The following is a 16,767-nucleotide window of genomic DNA, read 5'->3' on the forward strand; positions in this document are numbered from 1 at the left end:
GGCCGGGCGGCCGCCGGGACGGGGAGCCGGGCCGGATCTCCCGGTGCCGGCTCAGATCCTCGCCGGCGGGCGGTTGCGGTGCCGGTGGGCGGCGGTGGCCTCGGCGAAGGCACGGGCGAAGGCGTCACCGTTCGCGGCGGCGGTCACCACGCCCTGGTCGCTCACCGGTTCCGCACCCCCGGAGGCGGTGCGCACCTGGTCGGGCAGCAGTTTCTTCAGCACCTCGATCCCGGAGCCCAGGGCGCCGATGGCCTTGCCGTGCCGGTAGGCGTCGAGCACGAAGCGGCGGGCGGCGCCGTCGGCCACGGTGTCGCCCGCCCCGAGGCCGCCGTCGGGCAGCACCACCGCGTCGTAGAGCACGGAGGCCACGGTCGGCAGCGCCCGGTCCGCCGAGAGGCTGCCGGCGGCGCCGGAGACCTCACCGTCCTGGGGTGCCAGGGCCTCGACGAAGGCGCCCTGCTCCCCCAACGCCTGCTTCAGTCCCCCGACTTGCTGTGCGTCCACGCCGTCCCTGACCAGGACCGCGATCTGGCGGCTGCGGATGGAGCCGTCGCCCTTGAGGTTCTCGAAGCTCAGCGCCGGGGACGGGGTGGGCCGCGGGGTGTCGGTGGCCTCCGGGGCGGGGATGCCGAGGCCCTCGGCGACCTTGGAGGCCAGGGTGTGGTCGATGTGCGCCAGCTCGCCGACGGTGCGTTCGCGGACCTCCTTGGCGTTGACCTTGCCCAGTTCGAAGCGGAACGCGTCGATGATGTGCTGCTGTTCCCAGTCGGCCATGCTGTGCCAGAACAGCGCCGCCTGGGTGTAGTGGTCGGTGAAGCTGGGGCTCCGCTTACGGATCTTCTGCCCGTCGACCCGCTCGGTCAGGTGCCGGAAGGCGGATTCGTCGGCGCCGGCGAGCGCCGGGCAGCCGCCGCCGAGGGAGTTCGGCGAGTAGCTGGTGCCCTGGTGGATCCGGCTCTGGTGGTAGCCGTCGCGCTGGTTGTTGCGGACCGGCGCGAGCGGCCGGTTGACCGGCAGCTGGGGGAAGTTGGGCCCGCCCAGCCGGATGAGCTGGGTGTCGAGGTACGAGAAGTTCCGGGCCTGGAGCAGCGGGTCGTTGGTGAAGTCGATGCCGGGCACGACGTTCGCGGTGTGGAAGGCGACCTGTTCGGTCTCCGCGAAGAAGTTGTCCGGGTTGCGGTTGAGCACCATCCGGCCGATGGGCCGCACCGGCACCAGCTCTTCGGGAATGATTTTGGTGGCGTCGAGGAGGTCGAAGTCGAAGGAGTGCTCGTCCTCCTCCGGTACGAGCTGGACGCCGAGTTCGTATTCCGGATATTCCCCGGCCTCGATCATGTCCCAGAGGTCGCGGCGGTTGAAGTCCGGGTCGCGGCCCATCGTTTCCTGGGCCTCGTCCCAGACCAGCGAGTGCACGCCGAGCTTGGGCTTCCAGTGGAATTTCACGAACGTGCCCTTGCCCTGCGCGTTCACGAAGCGGAAGGTGTGCACGCCGAAGCCCTGCATCATCCGGAAACTGCGCGGAATGGCCCGGTCCGACATCAGCCACATCATCATGTGGAGGGTTTCGGGCTGGAGCGAGACGAAATCCCACAGCGTGTCGTGCGCGGACGCCCCGGTGGGAATCTCGTTGTGCGGCTCCATCTTCACCGCGTGCACGAAGTCCGGGAACTTGATGCCGTCCTGGATGAAGAAGACCGGCATGTTGTTGCCGACCAGGTCGTAATTGCCTTCCGAGGTGTAGAACTTCGTGGCGAATCCACGGACGTCCCGCACGGTGTCCGCCGAACCGCGCGGGCCCTGGACCGTGGAGAACCGCACGAACACCGGGGTCTGCACGGCCGGGTCCTGGAGGAAGGCGGCCCGGGTGAACTCCGCGCAGGATTCATACGGCTGGAAGTAGCCGTAGGCGCCGGCGCCCCGGGCGTGCACCACCCGCTCCGGGATCCGCTCGTGGTCGAAGCGGGTGAGCTTCTCCCGGAAGTGGAAGTCCTCCATCAGCGTCGGGCCGCGTTCACCGGCCTGCAGCGAATCGTCGGTGTGGTCGACGGTCACGCCCTGGTCGGTGGTCAGCGGACCGGCGGCAGGATCGTCCGCGAAATGCGCGCGGCGCTGCTCCTGTTTCTGGTCCGCCACCTCAGGCCGCCCTTCCCGCCTGGGCGAATTCCGTGACGAAGGTGGCGCAGAACGCCTTCAGGTCGGCCGGCTTACGGCTGGTGATCAGCGTGTTGTTGCCCGCCGTACAGACCTTGACCTGTTCGTCCACCCAGGTGCCGCCGGCATTGCGGATATCCGTCTGCAGACTCGGCCAGGACGTCAGGGTGCGCCCCCGTACCACATCGGCCTCGACCAGCGTCCACGCTGCGTGGCAGATGGCGGCCACCGGACGCCCCCGGTCGAAGAAGCTCTTCACGAAGGCGACCGCGTTCTTGTCCATACGCAGCGCATCGGGATTGGCGACGCCACCGGGCAGGACCAGGCCGCCGTACTCCGACACGTCGACCGCGTCCACCGTCCGGTCCACCGGAAAGGTGTCGGCCTTGTCGAGGTGGTTGAACGCCTGGATCCGGCCGGACTTGGTGGACACCAGATGGGGAACGTCCCCCGAATCCAGAACCGCCTGCCAGGGGCCGGTCAGTTCGACCTGCTCCACACCCTCGGGCGCTACCAGGAAAGCAATCTGCATGAGCCGTCATTCCTTTCGTGCTGCGGCACTGAGGCCGCTGCCATGCGTGCGGTCGCGCCGGTCGTCGGCACAGGGCGCGGTGCGGCGGACGCCGGGATCGCGCGCAGGACGAATTCCCGGTACGCCCGGCCGCCCATGCCGGATCCGCCGCGATTAAGCCGGATGCGTCCCGCGGTAACCGAACGGCTCGCGGCCGCCGCCCGGCCGTTCCGCCCGGTCCCTGAGCCGGGTGCCCGGGGCGCGGCCGGTGAAACGGGGCGGCGGGGTCCGCGGCCGCCGCCCGGCGCACATGCGCACCGCAACGCCTCCGGGTAGCGTCGGAGGGGCGACGCGCACGGGCCGTTCCGCGATGCGCCGGTCCTGCCGCGTCCGCACACACGCCACAGCGAGGGCTCTTCGACGCCACACGGACAGTGCGGCCGGAGCCCTCGTCCTCACGGGCAACGGGCTCGACGAAAGGGCTCCTCATGCGGGTGTTGCCGGCCGCTCCCTCGATCGAAGGGCTCACCGCCGTGGTCACCGGCGGCTCGCGCGGACTGGGTCTGCTCATGGCCCGTCAGCTGCTGCGCCGGGACTGCGACGTCGTCCTGCTGGCACGGGACGCGGCCGAACTGGACCGGGCGGTCGGCAAGCTCGGCCGGCCGGGCGGCGGCGCGGTGCGCGGCGTGGTGTGCGATGTGCGCGACGGCGCCGCGGTCCAGGAGCGGTTGGCGGAGATCGCGCGGGACAACGGCAGGTTGGACATCGTCATCGCCAATGCCGGCATCATCCAGGTCGGCCCGGCCGAGGCCCTCGGCGTGGAAGGGTTCCGGGACGCCCTGGACTCCATCTTCCACGGCGCCCTGAACACCGCGTTCGCCGCCCTGCCGCACCTCAGGCGCAGTCCGGCGGGCGGCCGGCTGGCGCTCGTCGGATCGGTCGGCGGCCTGCTGGCGGTGCCGCACCTGCTGCCGTACTCGTGCGCCAAGTCGGCGGTCGCCGCGCTGGCCGAGGGGCTGCACGCGGAGGAGGCCGCGCACGGGGTCACCGTCACCGGGGTGCACCCCGGGCTGATGCGGACCGGATCGCATCTGCACGCGCGGTTCGGCGGCGACCGGCGCCGGGAGTACGCCTGGTTCCAGGCGCTGGCCGGCGCGCCCGTCCTGTCGATGAACGCCGAGCGGGCGGCCGAGCGCATCGTCTGCGCGGTGCAGCGGCGGCGGCCCCGGATCGTGCTCACCCCGGCGGCCAAACTGGGCTCCGTGGCGCACGGCGTGGCGCCGGTGCTCACCACCCGGCTGGTGTCGGCGGTGGGCCGGGTGCTGCCCCGCGACGGCGGCACCGGTACGGCGGAGGGCTACCGGGTCGAGGCGGAGGAGCAGCCGCCCGCCCGCCGGTTGCGCAGGGTGCTGGGCGTGCTCAACGAGCGGGCGGCCGGCCGCTTCAACCAGCGGGGCTGAGCCTCCGGCGGGACGGGTGGCGGGACAGGTGTGGACCGCCGGCGAACGGGCACGAGCAGCCGTGGACCCGGACGGCCGACGGAAGGAGACCACCATGCTGTTGGCCCACCCCGCAGTGCTGCAAGGGATCGCCGACGAGTACCGGACGCTGGAGCTGCTGCACGCGGACCGCGGCACCGAGGAGGTGCGGCAGCGGATGGACGACCTCGCGTACACGCTGTGCATCTCCACCGGTACCCGCGATGTGGACGCGGCCCTGATCGCCGCCGACCTCCGCCTGCCGGGCGCCCGCGTGGCGGACGACTCACTGCTGCCCGGGGCCTGAGCCGGCCCCGGCCCGCGGCGGGGTCCGCCGGCAGTCGACACACACGTCGGCGTGCGGGCACCGCGGAGAATCCCCTAAGTGTGCGGTTCTCCGTGGCCCTTGCCCTCGTGCGGCTTCAGTTTCTCCATGGCCTGCTTCGCCTTGCGCCGGGCCATCTCGGTGAGCTTCATGGGCCTGCCGCGGCCGGTCGCGGGCGGGGCCCCGCCGGGCTCGGGGGGCGGCTTCGGGGGGCCGGCCGCGGGCGGCGGGTTGCCCGGCTCGTCGTATGGTTCCCCAGGGGTTCCGGCGTGGTCCATCTCGGGCTCCCTTTCCTCTGCTCCCCCGAGGCCGTAGGGGTGCCCCCGAGCAGGCCGCGCCCCTCCTCCTACTTCACCGCGACGGGCCCTCGCCCGCGACTCGGGGCAGTGAACCGATGACGTCGCTGAGGTACGAGAACTCCTGCATCAGACGGGTCGCCTCGACGACGAGCACACCGTAGGGGCGGGTCGGGTCGGCCAGCGGCAGGCCGGCCCGCGCGGCCTGCTCGGCGAGCGCACCGCGGCACTCCCGGGCCCGCTCGGCCGGGGCGTCGAGTGCGCGGGCCTGGGCGGCCACCAGGTCCTCGTCCAGCGCGCTCAGGAGCTGGGTGAGCGTCGAGAGGGAGGCCAGGAAGTCCGCGTAGGCGCGCAGGAAATCGCGGTAACGGTAGCGGTCCTCGGCCTCCCGCCACTGGTCCAGGCTGCGCGCGAGCGAGGCGACGTGGTGCAGTGCGCGCTCCAGCGCCGCCAGCACCGACCGGTAGCCCTCGAAGCCGCTCCGGCCGCGGTGGCGGCCCAGCAGCCGGCGCGGGTTGTAGTAGAGGCTCTCCCGCGCGGTGCGCAGACCGGCCCTGGCCTGGTCGATCAGCTCTCCGGTCTGGTCCGCGCGGGTGCGCCACCGCTGCGTGGCCTCCGCGTCCAGCTCGCCCTGCCGCAGGACCGGGTGCATGTCGGCGAACAGGTCGTCGAGGGCACGGGCCAGGGCGCGCAGGGCGTATTCGGCGCTGCGGTAGCGCATCGGCGGGACGAGCGTGACGTTCACCGCGAGGCCCACGGCGCAGCCGATGAGGACGAGCAGGACGATCTGTCCGAGCTGGGCGGCCCGGTCGAGGTACGTGGTGGCGGAGGTGTAGGTCGCGAAGGCGAAGAAGGCCGCGGTGGCGACCTGGTTGCCCTGGCTGCCCAGGGCCGGCCACCGGCCGAGGGTGAGGGCGATCAGCGCGACCAGGGCGAACGTGGCGAGCTGGGGTCCGCCGGCGAACCCCAGCACCGCCTGCACCGCCACTCCGGCGACCACCGCGCCGATGTAGCGCAGCGACTGGTGTAGGGACTGATACACCGTCACCTGCATGATCAGTACCGCGGAGAACGGCGCGAAGGCCGGTGACCGGGCGTGCAGGAGCTGGTAGGAGATCAGCCAGGCGACGGTGGCGGCCACGGTGCTCTTCCCGATGAGGAACACCGTGTGCCGTTCGTGTCCGTCGTAGGCCCGGGCCCGCTGCCACCACGCCGCCGTACGGGCGGCCCGGCCGCGTCCCGTCGTCCGCTCCCCCGGGTCACCGGCCATGCCCGAAACTCCTCTCCGCCGTCCGTCCCGCACCTTGAGCCTCCCCCGAAAGCCGGTACCCGGCGCGGGCCGTGGCACCCGTCCGGCCGCCCCGGTCAGCGCGGCGGCAGGTGCCGGGCGAAGAACGTGCGGACCAGGCCGCGCACGGCGGGGATCGATCGCGCCGGGTCCAGCGCGCCGACCAGCGCGTTCCGGTCCCGGGCGGTCATCAGGCCGGCGGTCTGCAACTGCGGTGCGAAGGCGGCGTGGTCGGTGAAGACGGCGTGCGCGGTGTGCCGGATCTCCCGCCGGCGGGTGCGGCCGTGCGGGTGGGCGAGCAGGGCGGACCAGGAACGGGCCAGCTCCTGCCGGCCGGGGAAGCCGTCGGTGCCCACGAGGAGCAGCGGCCGGTCCACGCCGTGGCGGGCCACCGGGAACAGCGGTCCGGCCCGGCCGGGCCGCCGGGAGGGGTGGTCGAGGTGGCCCTCCAGGTTGACCGCGGCGCGCAGGCAGCGGTCGTCGTGGAGGGCCTGGGCGGCGGTGGTGCCGCCGGCCGAGTGGCCGTAGATGCCCACCCGCCGGAGGTCCAGCGCGTGGCCGAGGCCGTCGGGCAGCGGGCGGCCGGCCGCGTCGGGGTTCCGGCCGGCGGCCAGTACGGCCAGCTGTGTGAGGACGAACCGGGTGTCGGCCAGCCTGGTGTCGACCATGGTGCGGAAGAGGTCCGGGTCCGTGCGGGGATCGCCGCGGAAGACGGTGGTGCGGACGGGGGCCGGGCGCTGCGGTGTGGTGACCGGGAACTCCACCTCACCGGCGTCGCCGGGGTGGTCGATGCTCACCACCACCCAGCCGTGGCTGGCCAGTTCCTCGGCGAGCCCGGTACCGAGCGTGCGCGGGTCGCCGCCACCGGGGGTGTGGAGCAGCACCGGGCGGCGTACGGGCTGCGCGGGCGCGCCGGTGTGCGCATGGGTCCGGGTGGCCGCCCAGTCGACCCCGGACGTCGGCAGACCGGGGTGGAAGCGCGGGTCGAGGCCCGCGAAGACCTTCGCGGCGCCCGGGGTCATCTGCGGTGCGACGGGGTGGCCCGCAACGGTCCGGGCCGGATAGCGGACCGTGATCATGACTTCCCTGCGGGTGAGACGGTGGTCCCACGGGTCGTGCCGGGACGGGTCGACCAGATACAGCGTGGTGACCCCGAGCGGGTGCGGGCCGGTCGGCGCCGGCAGCCGCGGTACGAAGGCCGGCCCGTGGTCCGGGCGCCGTCCCCCCGGGCGGCTCCGGCTGGTGCCGCAGCCGCCGGTGAGCAGGAGGGCGGCGCCCAGTGCGGCCGTCGCGGCGACCGTCCGCCGGCCCGGCCCGGCCTGCCGGCCGTCCCCGCCCCCTGCCCCGTTGCGTACGCTCACGATGGAATCCCCTTCCCGGGCGCCTGCGCCGTGGCCTCGTGCCGTGGCGTGCAGTCGCATGCTGGCGGGCGGCGGGGAGCCGCGGCCATCGTTGAGGACCTGGCCGAAAGGGTGGCGTCACCAGGGGGAATGTGTGATCCGGCTGCACTTCACGTCCGCCGATGTCGGCCGGGTCCGGTTCGCCTCCCGGGCGGCGCCGCTGCTGGAGCTGAACACGGCGCTGATGATGATGTGCCGCCGCGACGACGGGGTGCTGTTCGGCCGGTGGCGGCACCGGGTCCTGCGGTCGCTGCCGGCCGCCGCGGAACCGCTGGGGGACCTGGTCCCGGCGGACCGGGCGCCGGTGTTCCTCGACGTCTTCGCCGACTCCCTCCAGGAGGGCCTGGCCACCGTCCGGTCGGCCCGCCCCGAACTGGTCCGCGCCGAGATGGAGCGGGTGTACGCCACGGTGCCCGGGCCGCCCCCGCCGTGGATCCGCGGGCTGCACCAGGGGGACGCGGAGGCCTGGCGGGTGCTCGGCCGGGCCCAGCGCGCGGCCTTCGAGACGCTGCTGCGGCCCGTCTGGTCCCTGGTGCAGGACCTGCACCGGGCGGAGTTCACCCGGCATGCGCTGAGCGCCGCCGAGCACGGGGTGGGCGCGGCGCTCGACGGGCTGGTCCCCGGGGCCCGGCTGTGCGGGGACGTCTGGGAGTGCCCGGCGCCCTTCTCGCGGGACGTCGTGCTGAACGGGCGCGGAGTGGTGCTGCAGCCCACCTTCCACTGGACCGGCCCGCCGCTGCTGGCCGATCTGCCCGGGCGTCCGCTGTACGTGACCTATCCGGCGGGCCCGGGGGTGCCGCTGGTGCCGCCCGGGGCGGACGACGGGACGGAGGCGCTGGCCGGGGTGCTGGGCCGGACCCGGGCCGCGATGCTGCGGGTGCTCGCCCGCGAGCACACCACCGGTGACCTCGCCCGGCGGCTGGGCATCAGCAACGCCACCGCCTCGGCCCACACCGCCGCGCTGCGCAGGGCCGGGCTGATCAGCACGGTGCGCGCGGGGCGGGCGGTGCTGCACCGGCGCACCGCGCTCGGCGATCTGCTGGTGCGGCGGCAGGAGCAGCCGCACCGCCGGGGCGCCTGACGGCTACGCGGCCGTGGGACAGGGGGCCGGGACCGGCCCGGTCGCGGCGCGCCGGCGGGACCGCAGCAGGGCCCCGGCGGCCACCGCACCGGCGATCCGATGCCGCACCGGCGCACCGCGCTCGGCGATCTGCCGGTGCGGCAGCAGGAGCAGCCACACCGCGGGGGCGCCTGACGGCTACGCGGCCGTGGGACAGGGGGCCGGGACCGGCCCGGTCGCGGCGCGCCGGCGGGACTGGAGCAGGCCCCCGGCGGCCACCGCACCCGCGATCCGATGCCGCGCCGGCACACCGCGCTCGGCGGTCTGCTGGTACGGCGGCAGGAGCAGCCGCACCGCCGGGGCACCTGACGGCTACGCGGCCGTGGGACAGGGGACCGGGACCGGCCCGGTCGCGGCGCGCCGGCGGGACTGGAGCAGGGCCCCGGCGGCGACCGCACCGGCGATGATCAGGCCGCCGGCCACCAGGGCGCCGCGGGCGCCGGCCAGTTCCATGAGGAAGCCGAGCAGCGGCGGGCCGACCAGGCCCCAGCCGGTGCTGGCGCTGCGCCAGACGCCCAGCACCCGGCCGCGCATGTGGGCCGGCGGGTCGGTCTGCAGGACCGTGGTGCCGGCGGTGTCGGAGATCGACTCGACCACGGACATCGGCAGGACCAGGACGAGCAGGACGACCAGGGACGGGGAGAAGCCCGCGACGATCTGCAGCAGCGCACCGGCCGCGGCCAGCGCACCGACCAGGGCGACGGTGGGCTTGCGGAGGCGGGCGGCGAGCACCGCGCCGAGGATGCCGCCGACCGCCAGGACGGTGGAGACCGTGCCGAAGGCGGCCGCACCGGCGCCGAGCGGGCCGGTGACCAGCACGGCCAGGGTCAGCTGGTAGTTGCGGCCGAAGATCGCGCTCAGGCCGGTGACGGCCGCCAGGGCCACCAGTCGCGGCCTGCGGAGGAAGAAGGCCAGCCCGTCGCGGGCGCCGGTGCCGACTTCGGGTTCCGGCTCCGCGGCCGGTGCCGCGGGGGCGGCGGCCGCGCCGTCCGGCTCCCCGGCGGGCCGGCGCAGTGCCGCGCTCACCGGGCGCAGGAAGGGGATGACCGCGGCGACGAAGAGGAACGACAGGCCGTTGGCGGCGTAGGCGGCTCCGGTGCCGAGGACGCCCACGGAGAGGCCGGCCAGGGCGGTGCCGCCCAGCCGGCCGACGCTGTGCACCAGCGACCCGACGGCGATGGCCGACGGGACGTCCTCGGTGGGGACCAGATCGTTGCCCAGCAGGGCGCAGGCCGGGCCGTCGATGGTGGCGATCAGGCCGGTGACGCCGGCCAGGGCCAGCAGGATGCCGTAGTTGAGCTGGTCGAAGGCGATCAGGGCGGCCGTCGTGAAGGCGATCACACCGAGCACGGCCTGGCTGACCGCGGCGGTGACCTTCCGGGGCCAGCGGTCGACGGCGGCGCCGCCCACCAGGCCCATGAGCAGCCCGGGCCCTGCCTGGACGGAGAGCGAGAGACCGGTGGCGGCGGCGGAGCCGGTCAGCTGCAGGACCAGGAGGTTCTGCACGGTGAGCTGCATCCAGGTGCCGGCGTTGGACACCAGGTTGGCGAACGACCACCAGCGCATGCTGCGGTAGCGCAGCGAGCGCCACGGAGCGTGGTCGCCCTTCCGGCCCCCTGCGGGGCCCTTGGCGGCGCCGAGGGCACGGCGGGGTGCGGGGAAGCGCACGGTGCGGGGCGCGCGGCCGTGCGGCCGGGCGCTCGTGGATTCGGTGGCGGACTCGGGCGGGGGCGCCTGCGCCGGCATGCGGGCAGGGGCGAGAGCAGGAGAAGGCACAGCGGCAGAGACTTTGTGAAGAGCCCGTCAGGCTCGGGAAGCGGTTCGGCGGGCGCGGGGCACCACTGCGTGCGCGGCGTCCGTACCGAGGTCTGTCGGTGCTGGGCTCAGGCCGGGCCGTCCGTGACGAAGCCTTGCGGGCCAGCGATGTCACATCTTCACAGATCGGCCGGGACGCCCGGAAGCGGGCGCGGGGCCCGCGGCGCCGCGCGCGGCCGGCGGCCGGCCTCAGCCGGTGTCATCTCCCTTGTCCGGCACGGGAGATGACGGCCGGGGCGGGCGTAAGTGTGGTTGCTCACAGGGCGGTTCGCGGTCTGTGGGCCAGGTCTCAGTCGCCTGCCCGGAGGCCGTCGGGAGTGGGCCGGGTCACCCTCCGCGGCCGTCGTCGGGGACCGTTGCGGCCGCTTGCCCGGCGGGGGCCGGCCCGCGCGGGTGACGGGCGACAAGTCGCGGGGCCGCGGCCGCGCCCCCACATTGGAGGAAGCCCGCCCGGCGTCCGCGAAGGAGGCGTCCCATGCCCTCGGCCCGTCCGCGCTCCTGCCCGCCGCCCGACGGTCACCATCCCGGCCCGCGGATCCTGGTGCTCCGGGCGCTGGGGCTGGGCGATCTGCTGACCGCGGTCCCCGCGCTGCGCGCGCTGCGCACCGCCCGTCCGGACCACACCCTCGTCCTGGCAGCACCCCGGCGGCTCGCCGAGGCGGCCGCGGCGACCGGCGTGGTCGACCGGCTGCTGCCCACGGCGGCGCCCGGCCGGGAGGTCCCGCGGACCCTCGACTGGCCCGGCCCGCCCCCGGACCTGGCGGTGGACCTGCACGGCAACGGCCCGGCCAGCCACGGACTCCTGCGGGCGCTGCGGCCCGCCCGGCTCTTCGCGTACGCCCACCCGGCCGGCCCGGAGCTCGACGGCCCGGACTGGCGGGAGGACGAGCACGAGCGGGACCGCTGGTGCCGGCTGCTCACCTGGTACGGCCTGCCGGCCGATCCGGCCGACCTGGGCATCGCCGCCCCGGCGCTCGCCTCGCCGGCCCCCGGGGCGGTCGTGGTGCATCCCGGCGCGGACGCGGCGGCCCGGTGCTGGCCGGCGGAACGGTTCGCGGCGGTGGCCGCGGCCCTGCACCGCGCCGGGCACCGGGTCGTGGTCACCGCGGGGAAGGGCGAGGGGCCGCTCGCCCGGCGGGTCGCGGAGCGGGCCCGGCTGCCGCGGGCGGCGGTGCTGGGCGGGGCCACGGACCTGCCGTTCGGCGAGCTCGCGGCGCTGGTCGCGCAGGCCCGCGCGGTGCTCGTCGGCGACACCGGGCTGGCGCATCTGGCGAGCGCGCTGGGCACGCCGTCGGTGGTGCTGTTCGGTCCGGTCGCCCCCCGGTTGTGGGGCCCGCCGGGCACGGGCCGGCACCGCGTGCTGTGGCATCCGGACCCCGACGACCGGCCGCGCCCCGGCGATGCGCACGGCGACCGGCCGGACGACCGGCTGCTGCGGATCACCGTCGACGAGGTGCTCGCCGCGGTCGAGGAGCTGCCGCTCCCCGGCCGGCCGCCCTCCGTCATGGCCCCGGCGCGATGACCGGCCCGCTGCGCGCCCTGGTCACCGGCTGGTTCAGCTTCCTGCACGGCGAGGTGACGGCCGGCGACGCGCTCGCCGCCGAGGCCGTGCAGCGGACGCTGCACGGGGCCGGTGTCCCGTACGACACCGCGTGGTCCCCGGCGTTCCGGCCGGACGCGCTCCACCTGGCGGACGCCGACCCGGCCCGCTACACCCATCTGCTGTTCGTCTGCGGACCGGTGCACTCCCGGCGGTCCCCGGACGGCGCGGAGAGCCCGCTCACGGCACTGCACGACCGGTTCGCCCGGTGCCGCCGGATCGCGGTCGGGGTGTCGGTGGTGGACCCGGCCGATCCGGCGGTGCGCCGGTTCGACGAGGTGCTTCCCCGTGACGCCCCCGGGCGGCCCGCCGCCACGGTGGACCTCAGCCTGTCCGCCGCGGCGTCGGGCGCCCTGCCGCTGGTGGGGGTGGTGCTCACCGGCGGCCAGCACGAATACGGCGACCGCCGGCGGCATCACCAGGTGTCCGACGCCCTCACCAGGTGGCTGGGTGCCGCCCGGGTGGCCCGGCTCCCGCTGGACACCCGGCTGGACACCCGGGACTGGCGCCTCCCGGCCACCCCGCAGGAGGTGCATGCGGTGTTCGCTCGGCTGGACGCGGTGGTGACGACCCGGCTGCACGGGCTGGTGCTCGCCCTGCGCGCCGGGACGCCGGTGCTGGCCGTGGACCCGGTCGAGGGCGGCGCGAAGGTCAGCGCCCAGGCGGCGGCGCTCGGCTGGCCGGCGGTGCTGCGCCCGGAGGAGGTCCGCCCGGCGGAGCTCGACCGGCTGCTCGCCTGGTGCCTGTCCCCCGCCGGCCGGGCCCGGGCCGCCACGTACCCGGAGCACCGGCCGGACGGGGAACTGCTGCGCGTGCTGGTCGACCGGCTGCGCGGGGCCGCCGGGGCGGCAACGGAGCGGCCCGGCGCGGATCAGCCGCGGTAGGACCGGGCCGTGGACGCCCGCTGCGGTGCCTCCAGCAGGCGCATCCACCGTTCGATCTCCGGTGGCAGCCGGCGCCGTTCCCGCACCACCCAGGGCAGCCCGGCGGCGGCCTCGGCGAAGGCAGCCAGCGACACGGCGTCCCGCGGGACGGTCGCGGCCAGGGAGGCCGTGCGGCGCACCGCGCCGGGCAGCGGGCGGCGCAGCCAGGTGAACCAGAGGGTGTTGCGGATGCCCTGCCGGCGGCGCAGGGCGGGGTCCCGGTGCGGCGAGGCGCGGTGATGGACCGTCAGGTGGTCGGCGTACGTCAGCCACCAGCCGGCCACCGCGAGATCGGCGGCCAGCAGCTCCTCCTCACCGCCGAGCACCAGCCGCGGCGAGAAGCCGCCCGCGGCGCGGAAGGCGTCGGTGCGCAGCACGGTCGCGGCGGCGAGGAACGAGCCCAGTGCCGGACCGGGCAGCCACTTCGGGGCGGGCAGCGGCGACTGCCGGAGCTCCTGGACGATGGGGTCCTCGTGCGGCTCCTGGGGAGCGTCCGTGGGAGCCGGGCCGTCCGGGTGCGGATGGGCCAGGATGCGGGCGGTCACGGCGCCCAGGTTCCGGTGGGCGTCCAGCAGGTCGGCCGCACCGGCCAGCGAACCGGGCTGCCACCAGGAGTCGTCGTCGCAGAACGCGAGGTAGGGCGTGGTGACGGTGCGTGCGGCCAGATTGCGGCCGACCGCGCCGAGGTTGCGGTCGAGGGCGATCAGCCGGGCCGGGAGGGGGTGGCGGCGCACGGCCGGGGCGGTGCCGTCCGTCGAGTGGTTGTCGACGATGACGACCGGTGGCCGCTCGGGGAGTTCGGCCAGCCGGTCGAGGGTGTGCACCAGGTCGCGCCTGCGGTTGTGGGTGATGACGATGACGGTGGTGCGGGGATCGGTCACGGCGGGCTCCCTCGGCCGGGTGGCCGCGTCACGGGCGGGCTTCGAGGACCTGCAGGCGGCGTTCGACCCGCGGCGGCAGCCGGCGGCGGCGCGCCAGTGCGGCCGGCAGCCGGCGGGCCGTCTCGGACAGCGCCCGCCGGGCGTCCGGATCGTCGAGGCCGTCCAGCGCCAGCCGCACGGTGTGGGTGAGCGCATGGCGGTAGGGGCGGCGCAGCCAGGCGGCGAGCACCGCGTTGCGCCGTACCCGTACGGTGCGGCCCGGCCGGGGGATGCCGTCCGGGCCGTCGGGCTGGTGACGGGCGATCAGCTCGGGGCAGTAGGCGACGCCCCACCCGCCGGCCTCCAGGTCCATGGCGAGCAGGGATTCCTCACCGCCGAAGTGCAGTACGGGGTGGAAGCCGCCCACCGCCAGGAAGGCCGTCCGGCGCACCACCGAGGCGCAGGCCAGGAAGCCGAGCACGGAGGGTCCGGGGAGGTCGGGTTCCCGGCCCAGGGGGGAGGCGGCGAGGGCGGCGTTGAGCGGGTCGCGGGCACCGGCCGGTCCGGTCAGGGTGCTGGCCGCGGCGAGGCCGAGCCGGGGGTGGTGGTCGAAGAGGTCGGCGGCGCGGGCCAGCGCGCCGGGTTCCCACCATGAGTCGTCGTCGCTGAAGGCCACGTAGGGCGTGGTCAGGGCCGCGGCCCCGTAAGTGCGGCCGACCGCGCCGAGGTTGCGGCCCGCGGTGAGTACGTGCACGGCGGGGTGGTGGGTGCGGACCGCCTCCGGGGTGCCGTCGGAGGAACCGTTGTCCACGACGACGACCGGTGGCCGCTCGGGGAGGCCGGCCAGCCGGTCGAGGGTGCGGGCCAGGCTGTGCCACCGGTTGCGGGTGATGATCACGACGCCGACCCGGGCGGTGGTCCGCGGCGTCACGAGCGGGCCCTCGGCCGGCCGGTGGCGGAGCGGGCGGCGCGCCGCGCCAGCGCGGTGGTGGAGCGGCCGTCCAGATAGGGCAGAACCAGGGCCTGGCCACCCCATTCCTGGACGGTGGCGGCCTCGGGCAGGGTGTCGACGGTGTAGTCGCCGCCCTTGACCCAGACGTCCGGCCGCAGCCGGCGCAGCAGGTTCACCGGGGAGTCCTCGTCGAAGACCGCGACCGCGTCCACGCAGCCCAGTCCGGCCAGCACCCGCATCCGGTCGTCGAGGCGGGTGAGCGGGCGGCCCGGGCCCTTGAGCCGGGCGACCGACGCGTCGGAGTTGAGGCAGACGATGAGGCAGTCGCCGATCCGCCGGGCGCTCTCCAGGAGCCCGACGTGCCCGGCGTGCAGCAGGTCGAAGCAGCCGCCGGTGGCGATGACGGTGCCGCCGCGGGCCCGTACCGAGCGGGCCAGCGCGTACGGATCGGCGTCCCGCGGCGGGGTGTGGTCCGCGGGCGGCGGGCCGTCCCACAGCGCCGGGCTGCCGGCGCCGCCGGCGGCGACGAAGGAGGTGGCTTCGGTGACGGCGAGCTGCACGGCTTCCTCGGGCAGCGCACCGTCGGCGAGCGCGGCGGCCGCGGTGGCGGCGAAGCAGTCGCCGGCCCCGCAGGGGTCGCCGGTGGCCCGGTACGGGGCGGGCACCAGCATCGGGGAGTCGCCGCCGGCCCTGGCCAGCAGCGCGCCGCGGGCGCCGAGCGTCACCGCGACGGCGGCCGCGCGCCAGTGGGCGGCCAGCCGGCTGCCGCGCGCCGCGTCGGCGTGCAACGACCGGGCGTCGTCGCCGGTCAGCGTCCGGGCCTCGGCCGCGTTGGGGGTCACCAGCCGCGCACCGGGCACCGGCCGGCCGCCCCTGGGGTGCGGGTCCCACACCAGCGGCCCGCGGCGCGCGGCGTCGGCGAGCCGCCCGGCGACCGCCCGGGCGGTGCCGCGGCCGTAGTCGGCGACCAGGACGGCCCGCGCCGCGTCGAGCGCGGCGGCCACGTCGGGACCGGCCTCGCCGGGGGTGCCGCCCCCGCGGTCGAAGCGCACCAGGGGCCGGCCGCCGGCCAGCACCCGGGTCTTCTCGGGCAGCGTGCCGTTCAGCGGAAGCTCCACCAGCCGCAGCACCGGGCGGAGTTGGCGGCGGACCTGCTCGCTCGCCGGGTCGTCGCCCAGGGCCGTCACCAGGGTCACCTCGCGGCCGGCCCGGGCGGCGAGCGCGGCGGCCAGCCCGGCCCCGCCCGGCCGGCTGCGGTCGTCGGCCACCTCCACGACCGGGGCGGGCGCGTCCGGTGCCAGCCGGGTGGCGTCGCCCGCCAGGTCCCGGTCCAGCAGGACGTCGCCGACGACGAGCAGCGGCTGACGGGAGCTCATACCGCGCCCTCCGGGCTGATGCCGGGCTCCTCCGCGGACAGCGCGGCGGCGGCCTCGGGGCCGACCGCGTCGAAGTTCTCGCAGAGGATGTGCAGCGCGATCAGATGCGCCTCCTGGACGGTGGCGGTGCTGGCCGATTCGATGCACAGCGCTTCGTCGGCCGCGTCGGCCAGCGGGTTGGGCCGCGGACCGGTCAGCGCCCACACCCGCAGGCCGGCCTTGCGGGCGGTGTCGGCGGCGGCGAGCAGATTGCCGCTGCGGCCCGAGGTGGACAGCAGCACGAGGATGTCGCCGGGCCGGCCGTGGGCCTCGACCTGCCGGGCGAAGACCTGGTCGAAGCCGTAGTCGTTGCCGATCGCGGTGACGCTGGAGGTCTCCGCGTGCAGTGCGACGGCGGAGTAGGCGGGACGTTCCTGCTGGTAGCGGCCGACCAGTTCGGCCGTCAGGTGCTGGGCCTGGGCCGCGCTGCCGCCGTTGCCCGCCGCGAGCAGCCGGCCGCCCAGCGGCAGTACGGCGCTGAGGTGGGAGGCCCACCGCGCGAGCTGGTGCAGACTGTGCCGGCGCAGATGGCCCAGCGCCTCCTGGAGGGACTGGCAGTGCTGGTGTGCGCTCTCAAGGGGATGGCTCATGTCGATCGGGCCGCTCCGTGCGTGAAACCGGCGGCGGTCGGGG

Annotated in this window: 16 protein-coding genes; 5 read left to right on the forward strand and 11 right to left on the reverse strand. The window is 75.9% G+C overall.

What is annotated here, in order from left to right; all coding sequences use genetic code 11:
• Positions 1 to 51: 51 nt before the first annotated feature.
• Positions 52 to 2,133 (reverse strand): catalase, encoded by a 2,082-nt coding sequence (locus AB0E02_RS22135; protein ID WP_362141877.1) that lies wholly within the window; start codon positions 2,131 to 2,133, stop codon positions 52 to 54.
• A 1-nt stretch (position 2,134) separates the two neighbouring features.
• The gene (locus tag AB0E02_RS22140) at positions 2,135 to 2,683 is read right to left on the reverse strand and encodes a type 1 glutamine amidotransferase domain-containing protein (protein ID WP_362141879.1); all 549 of its coding nucleotides are present in this window, start codon (positions 2,681 to 2,683) and stop codon (positions 2,135 to 2,137) included.
• A 467-nt stretch (positions 2,684 to 3,150) separates the two neighbouring features.
• Between AB0E02_RS22140 and AB0E02_RS22145 the strand changes: the two genes are divergently transcribed.
• The gene (locus AB0E02_RS22145) at positions 3,151 to 4,122 is read left to right on the forward strand and encodes an SDR family NAD(P)-dependent oxidoreductase (RefSeq protein WP_362141881.1); all 972 of its coding nucleotides are present in this window, start codon (positions 3,151 to 3,153) and stop codon (positions 4,120 to 4,122) included.
• A gap of 94 nt (positions 4,123 to 4,216) precedes the next feature.
• Complete coding sequence (locus AB0E02_RS22150) at positions 4,217 to 4,447, forward strand: DUF5133 domain-containing protein (protein WP_362141883.1); 231 nt, start codon at positions 4,217 to 4,219, stop codon at positions 4,445 to 4,447.
• 369 nt (positions 4,448 to 4,816) lie between these two features.
• Here the strand turns inward: AB0E02_RS22150 and AB0E02_RS22155 are convergent, their stop codons facing one another.
• Positions 4,817 to 6,031: an aromatic acid exporter family protein gene (locus AB0E02_RS22155; RefSeq protein ID WP_362141885.1), complete on the reverse strand. Its 1,215-nt coding sequence runs from the start codon at positions 6,029 to 6,031 to the stop codon at positions 4,817 to 4,819.
• Positions 6,032 to 6,126: 95 nt separating this feature from the next.
• Positions 6,127 to 7,410 carry an alpha/beta hydrolase gene (locus tag AB0E02_RS22160; protein ID WP_362141887.1) on the reverse strand — a complete coding sequence of 428 codons (1,284 nt, stop codon included), beginning with the start codon at positions 7,408 to 7,410 and terminating at the stop codon, positions 6,127 to 6,129.
• 133 nt (positions 7,411 to 7,543) lie between these two features.
• Here AB0E02_RS22160 and AB0E02_RS22165 point away from each other — a divergent pair, with 133 nt between their 5' ends.
• Positions 7,544 to 8,530, forward strand: coding sequence for a winged helix-turn-helix domain-containing protein (locus AB0E02_RS22165; RefSeq protein WP_362141888.1), 987 nt, complete (start codon positions 7,544 to 7,546; stop codon positions 8,528 to 8,530).
• A gap of 3 nt (positions 8,531 to 8,533) precedes the next feature.
• Here AB0E02_RS22165 and AB0E02_RS22170 read toward each other — a convergent pair whose 3' ends face one another.
• Genes AB0E02_RS22170 through AB0E02_RS22180 form a run of 3 tightly spaced genes read right to left on the reverse strand, consistent with a single transcriptional unit; the run spans position 8,534 to position 10,315 of the window.
• Positions 8,534 to 8,689: a hypothetical protein gene (locus tag AB0E02_RS22170; protein WP_362141890.1), complete on the reverse strand. Its 156-nt coding sequence runs from the start codon at positions 8,687 to 8,689 to the stop codon at positions 8,534 to 8,536.
• 18 nt (positions 8,690 to 8,707) lie between these two features.
• Positions 8,708 to 8,863, reverse strand: a complete 156-nt coding sequence (locus tag AB0E02_RS22175; RefSeq protein ID WP_362141892.1) for a hypothetical protein — start codon at positions 8,861 to 8,863, stop codon at positions 8,708 to 8,710.
• An 18-nt stretch (positions 8,864 to 8,881) separates the two neighbouring features.
• A complete protein-coding gene (locus AB0E02_RS22180) occupies positions 8,882 to 10,315 on the reverse strand; it encodes an MFS transporter (protein ID WP_362141894.1) in 1,434 nt (477 codons plus the stop codon).
• A gap of 544 nt (positions 10,316 to 10,859) precedes the next feature.
• Between AB0E02_RS22180 and AB0E02_RS22185 the strand changes: the two genes are divergently transcribed.
• Together AB0E02_RS22185 and AB0E02_RS22190 are read left to right on the forward strand one after the other, a co-directional pair.
• Positions 10,860 to 11,906 carry a glycosyltransferase family 9 protein gene (locus AB0E02_RS22185; protein ID WP_362141896.1) on the forward strand — a complete coding sequence of 349 codons (1,047 nt, stop codon included), beginning with the start codon at positions 10,860 to 10,862 and terminating at the stop codon, positions 11,904 to 11,906.
• Complete coding sequence (locus tag AB0E02_RS22190; RefSeq protein ID WP_362141898.1) at positions 11,903 to 12,868, forward strand: polysaccharide pyruvyl transferase family protein; 966 nt, start codon at positions 11,903 to 11,905, stop codon at positions 12,866 to 12,868. The genes AB0E02_RS22185 and AB0E02_RS22190 overlap by 4 nt, the downstream gene beginning before the upstream one ends.
• Here AB0E02_RS22190 and AB0E02_RS22195 read toward each other — a convergent pair.
• Genes AB0E02_RS22195 through AB0E02_RS22210 form a run of 4 tightly spaced genes read right to left on the reverse strand, consistent with a single transcriptional unit; the run spans position 12,856 to position 16,724 of the window.
• Positions 12,856 to 13,788 carry a glycosyltransferase gene (locus AB0E02_RS22195; protein WP_362141900.1) on the reverse strand — a complete coding sequence of 311 codons (933 nt, stop codon included), beginning with the start codon at positions 13,786 to 13,788 and terminating at the stop codon, positions 12,856 to 12,858. The two genes, AB0E02_RS22190 and AB0E02_RS22195, sit on opposite strands and share 13 nt — an antisense overlap.
• A 28-nt stretch (positions 13,789 to 13,816) precedes the next feature.
• Positions 13,817 to 14,698, reverse strand: a complete 882-nt coding sequence (locus AB0E02_RS22200; protein ID WP_362141902.1) for a glycosyltransferase — start codon at positions 14,696 to 14,698, stop codon at positions 13,817 to 13,819.
• Entirely contained in the window at positions 14,695 to 16,095 is a 1,401-nt protein-coding gene (gene rfaE2, locus AB0E02_RS22205) for a D-glycero-beta-D-manno-heptose 1-phosphate adenylyltransferase (protein WP_362141904.1), read from the reverse strand. Before rfaE2 ends, AB0E02_RS22200 begins: the two co-directional genes overlap by 4 nt.
• Entirely contained in the window at positions 16,092 to 16,724 is a 633-nt protein-coding gene (locus AB0E02_RS22210) for an SIS domain-containing protein (RefSeq protein WP_362141906.1), read from the reverse strand. Before AB0E02_RS22210 ends, rfaE2 begins: the two co-directional genes overlap by 4 nt.
• Positions 16,725 to 16,767 lie beyond the last annotated feature (43 nt).

The sequence above is a fragment of the Streptomyces sp. NPDC048196 genome, assembly GCF_040652715.1.
GTDB classification, from domain to species: domain Bacteria; phylum Actinomycetota; class Actinomycetes; order Streptomycetales; family Streptomycetaceae; genus Streptomyces; species Streptomyces siderophoricus.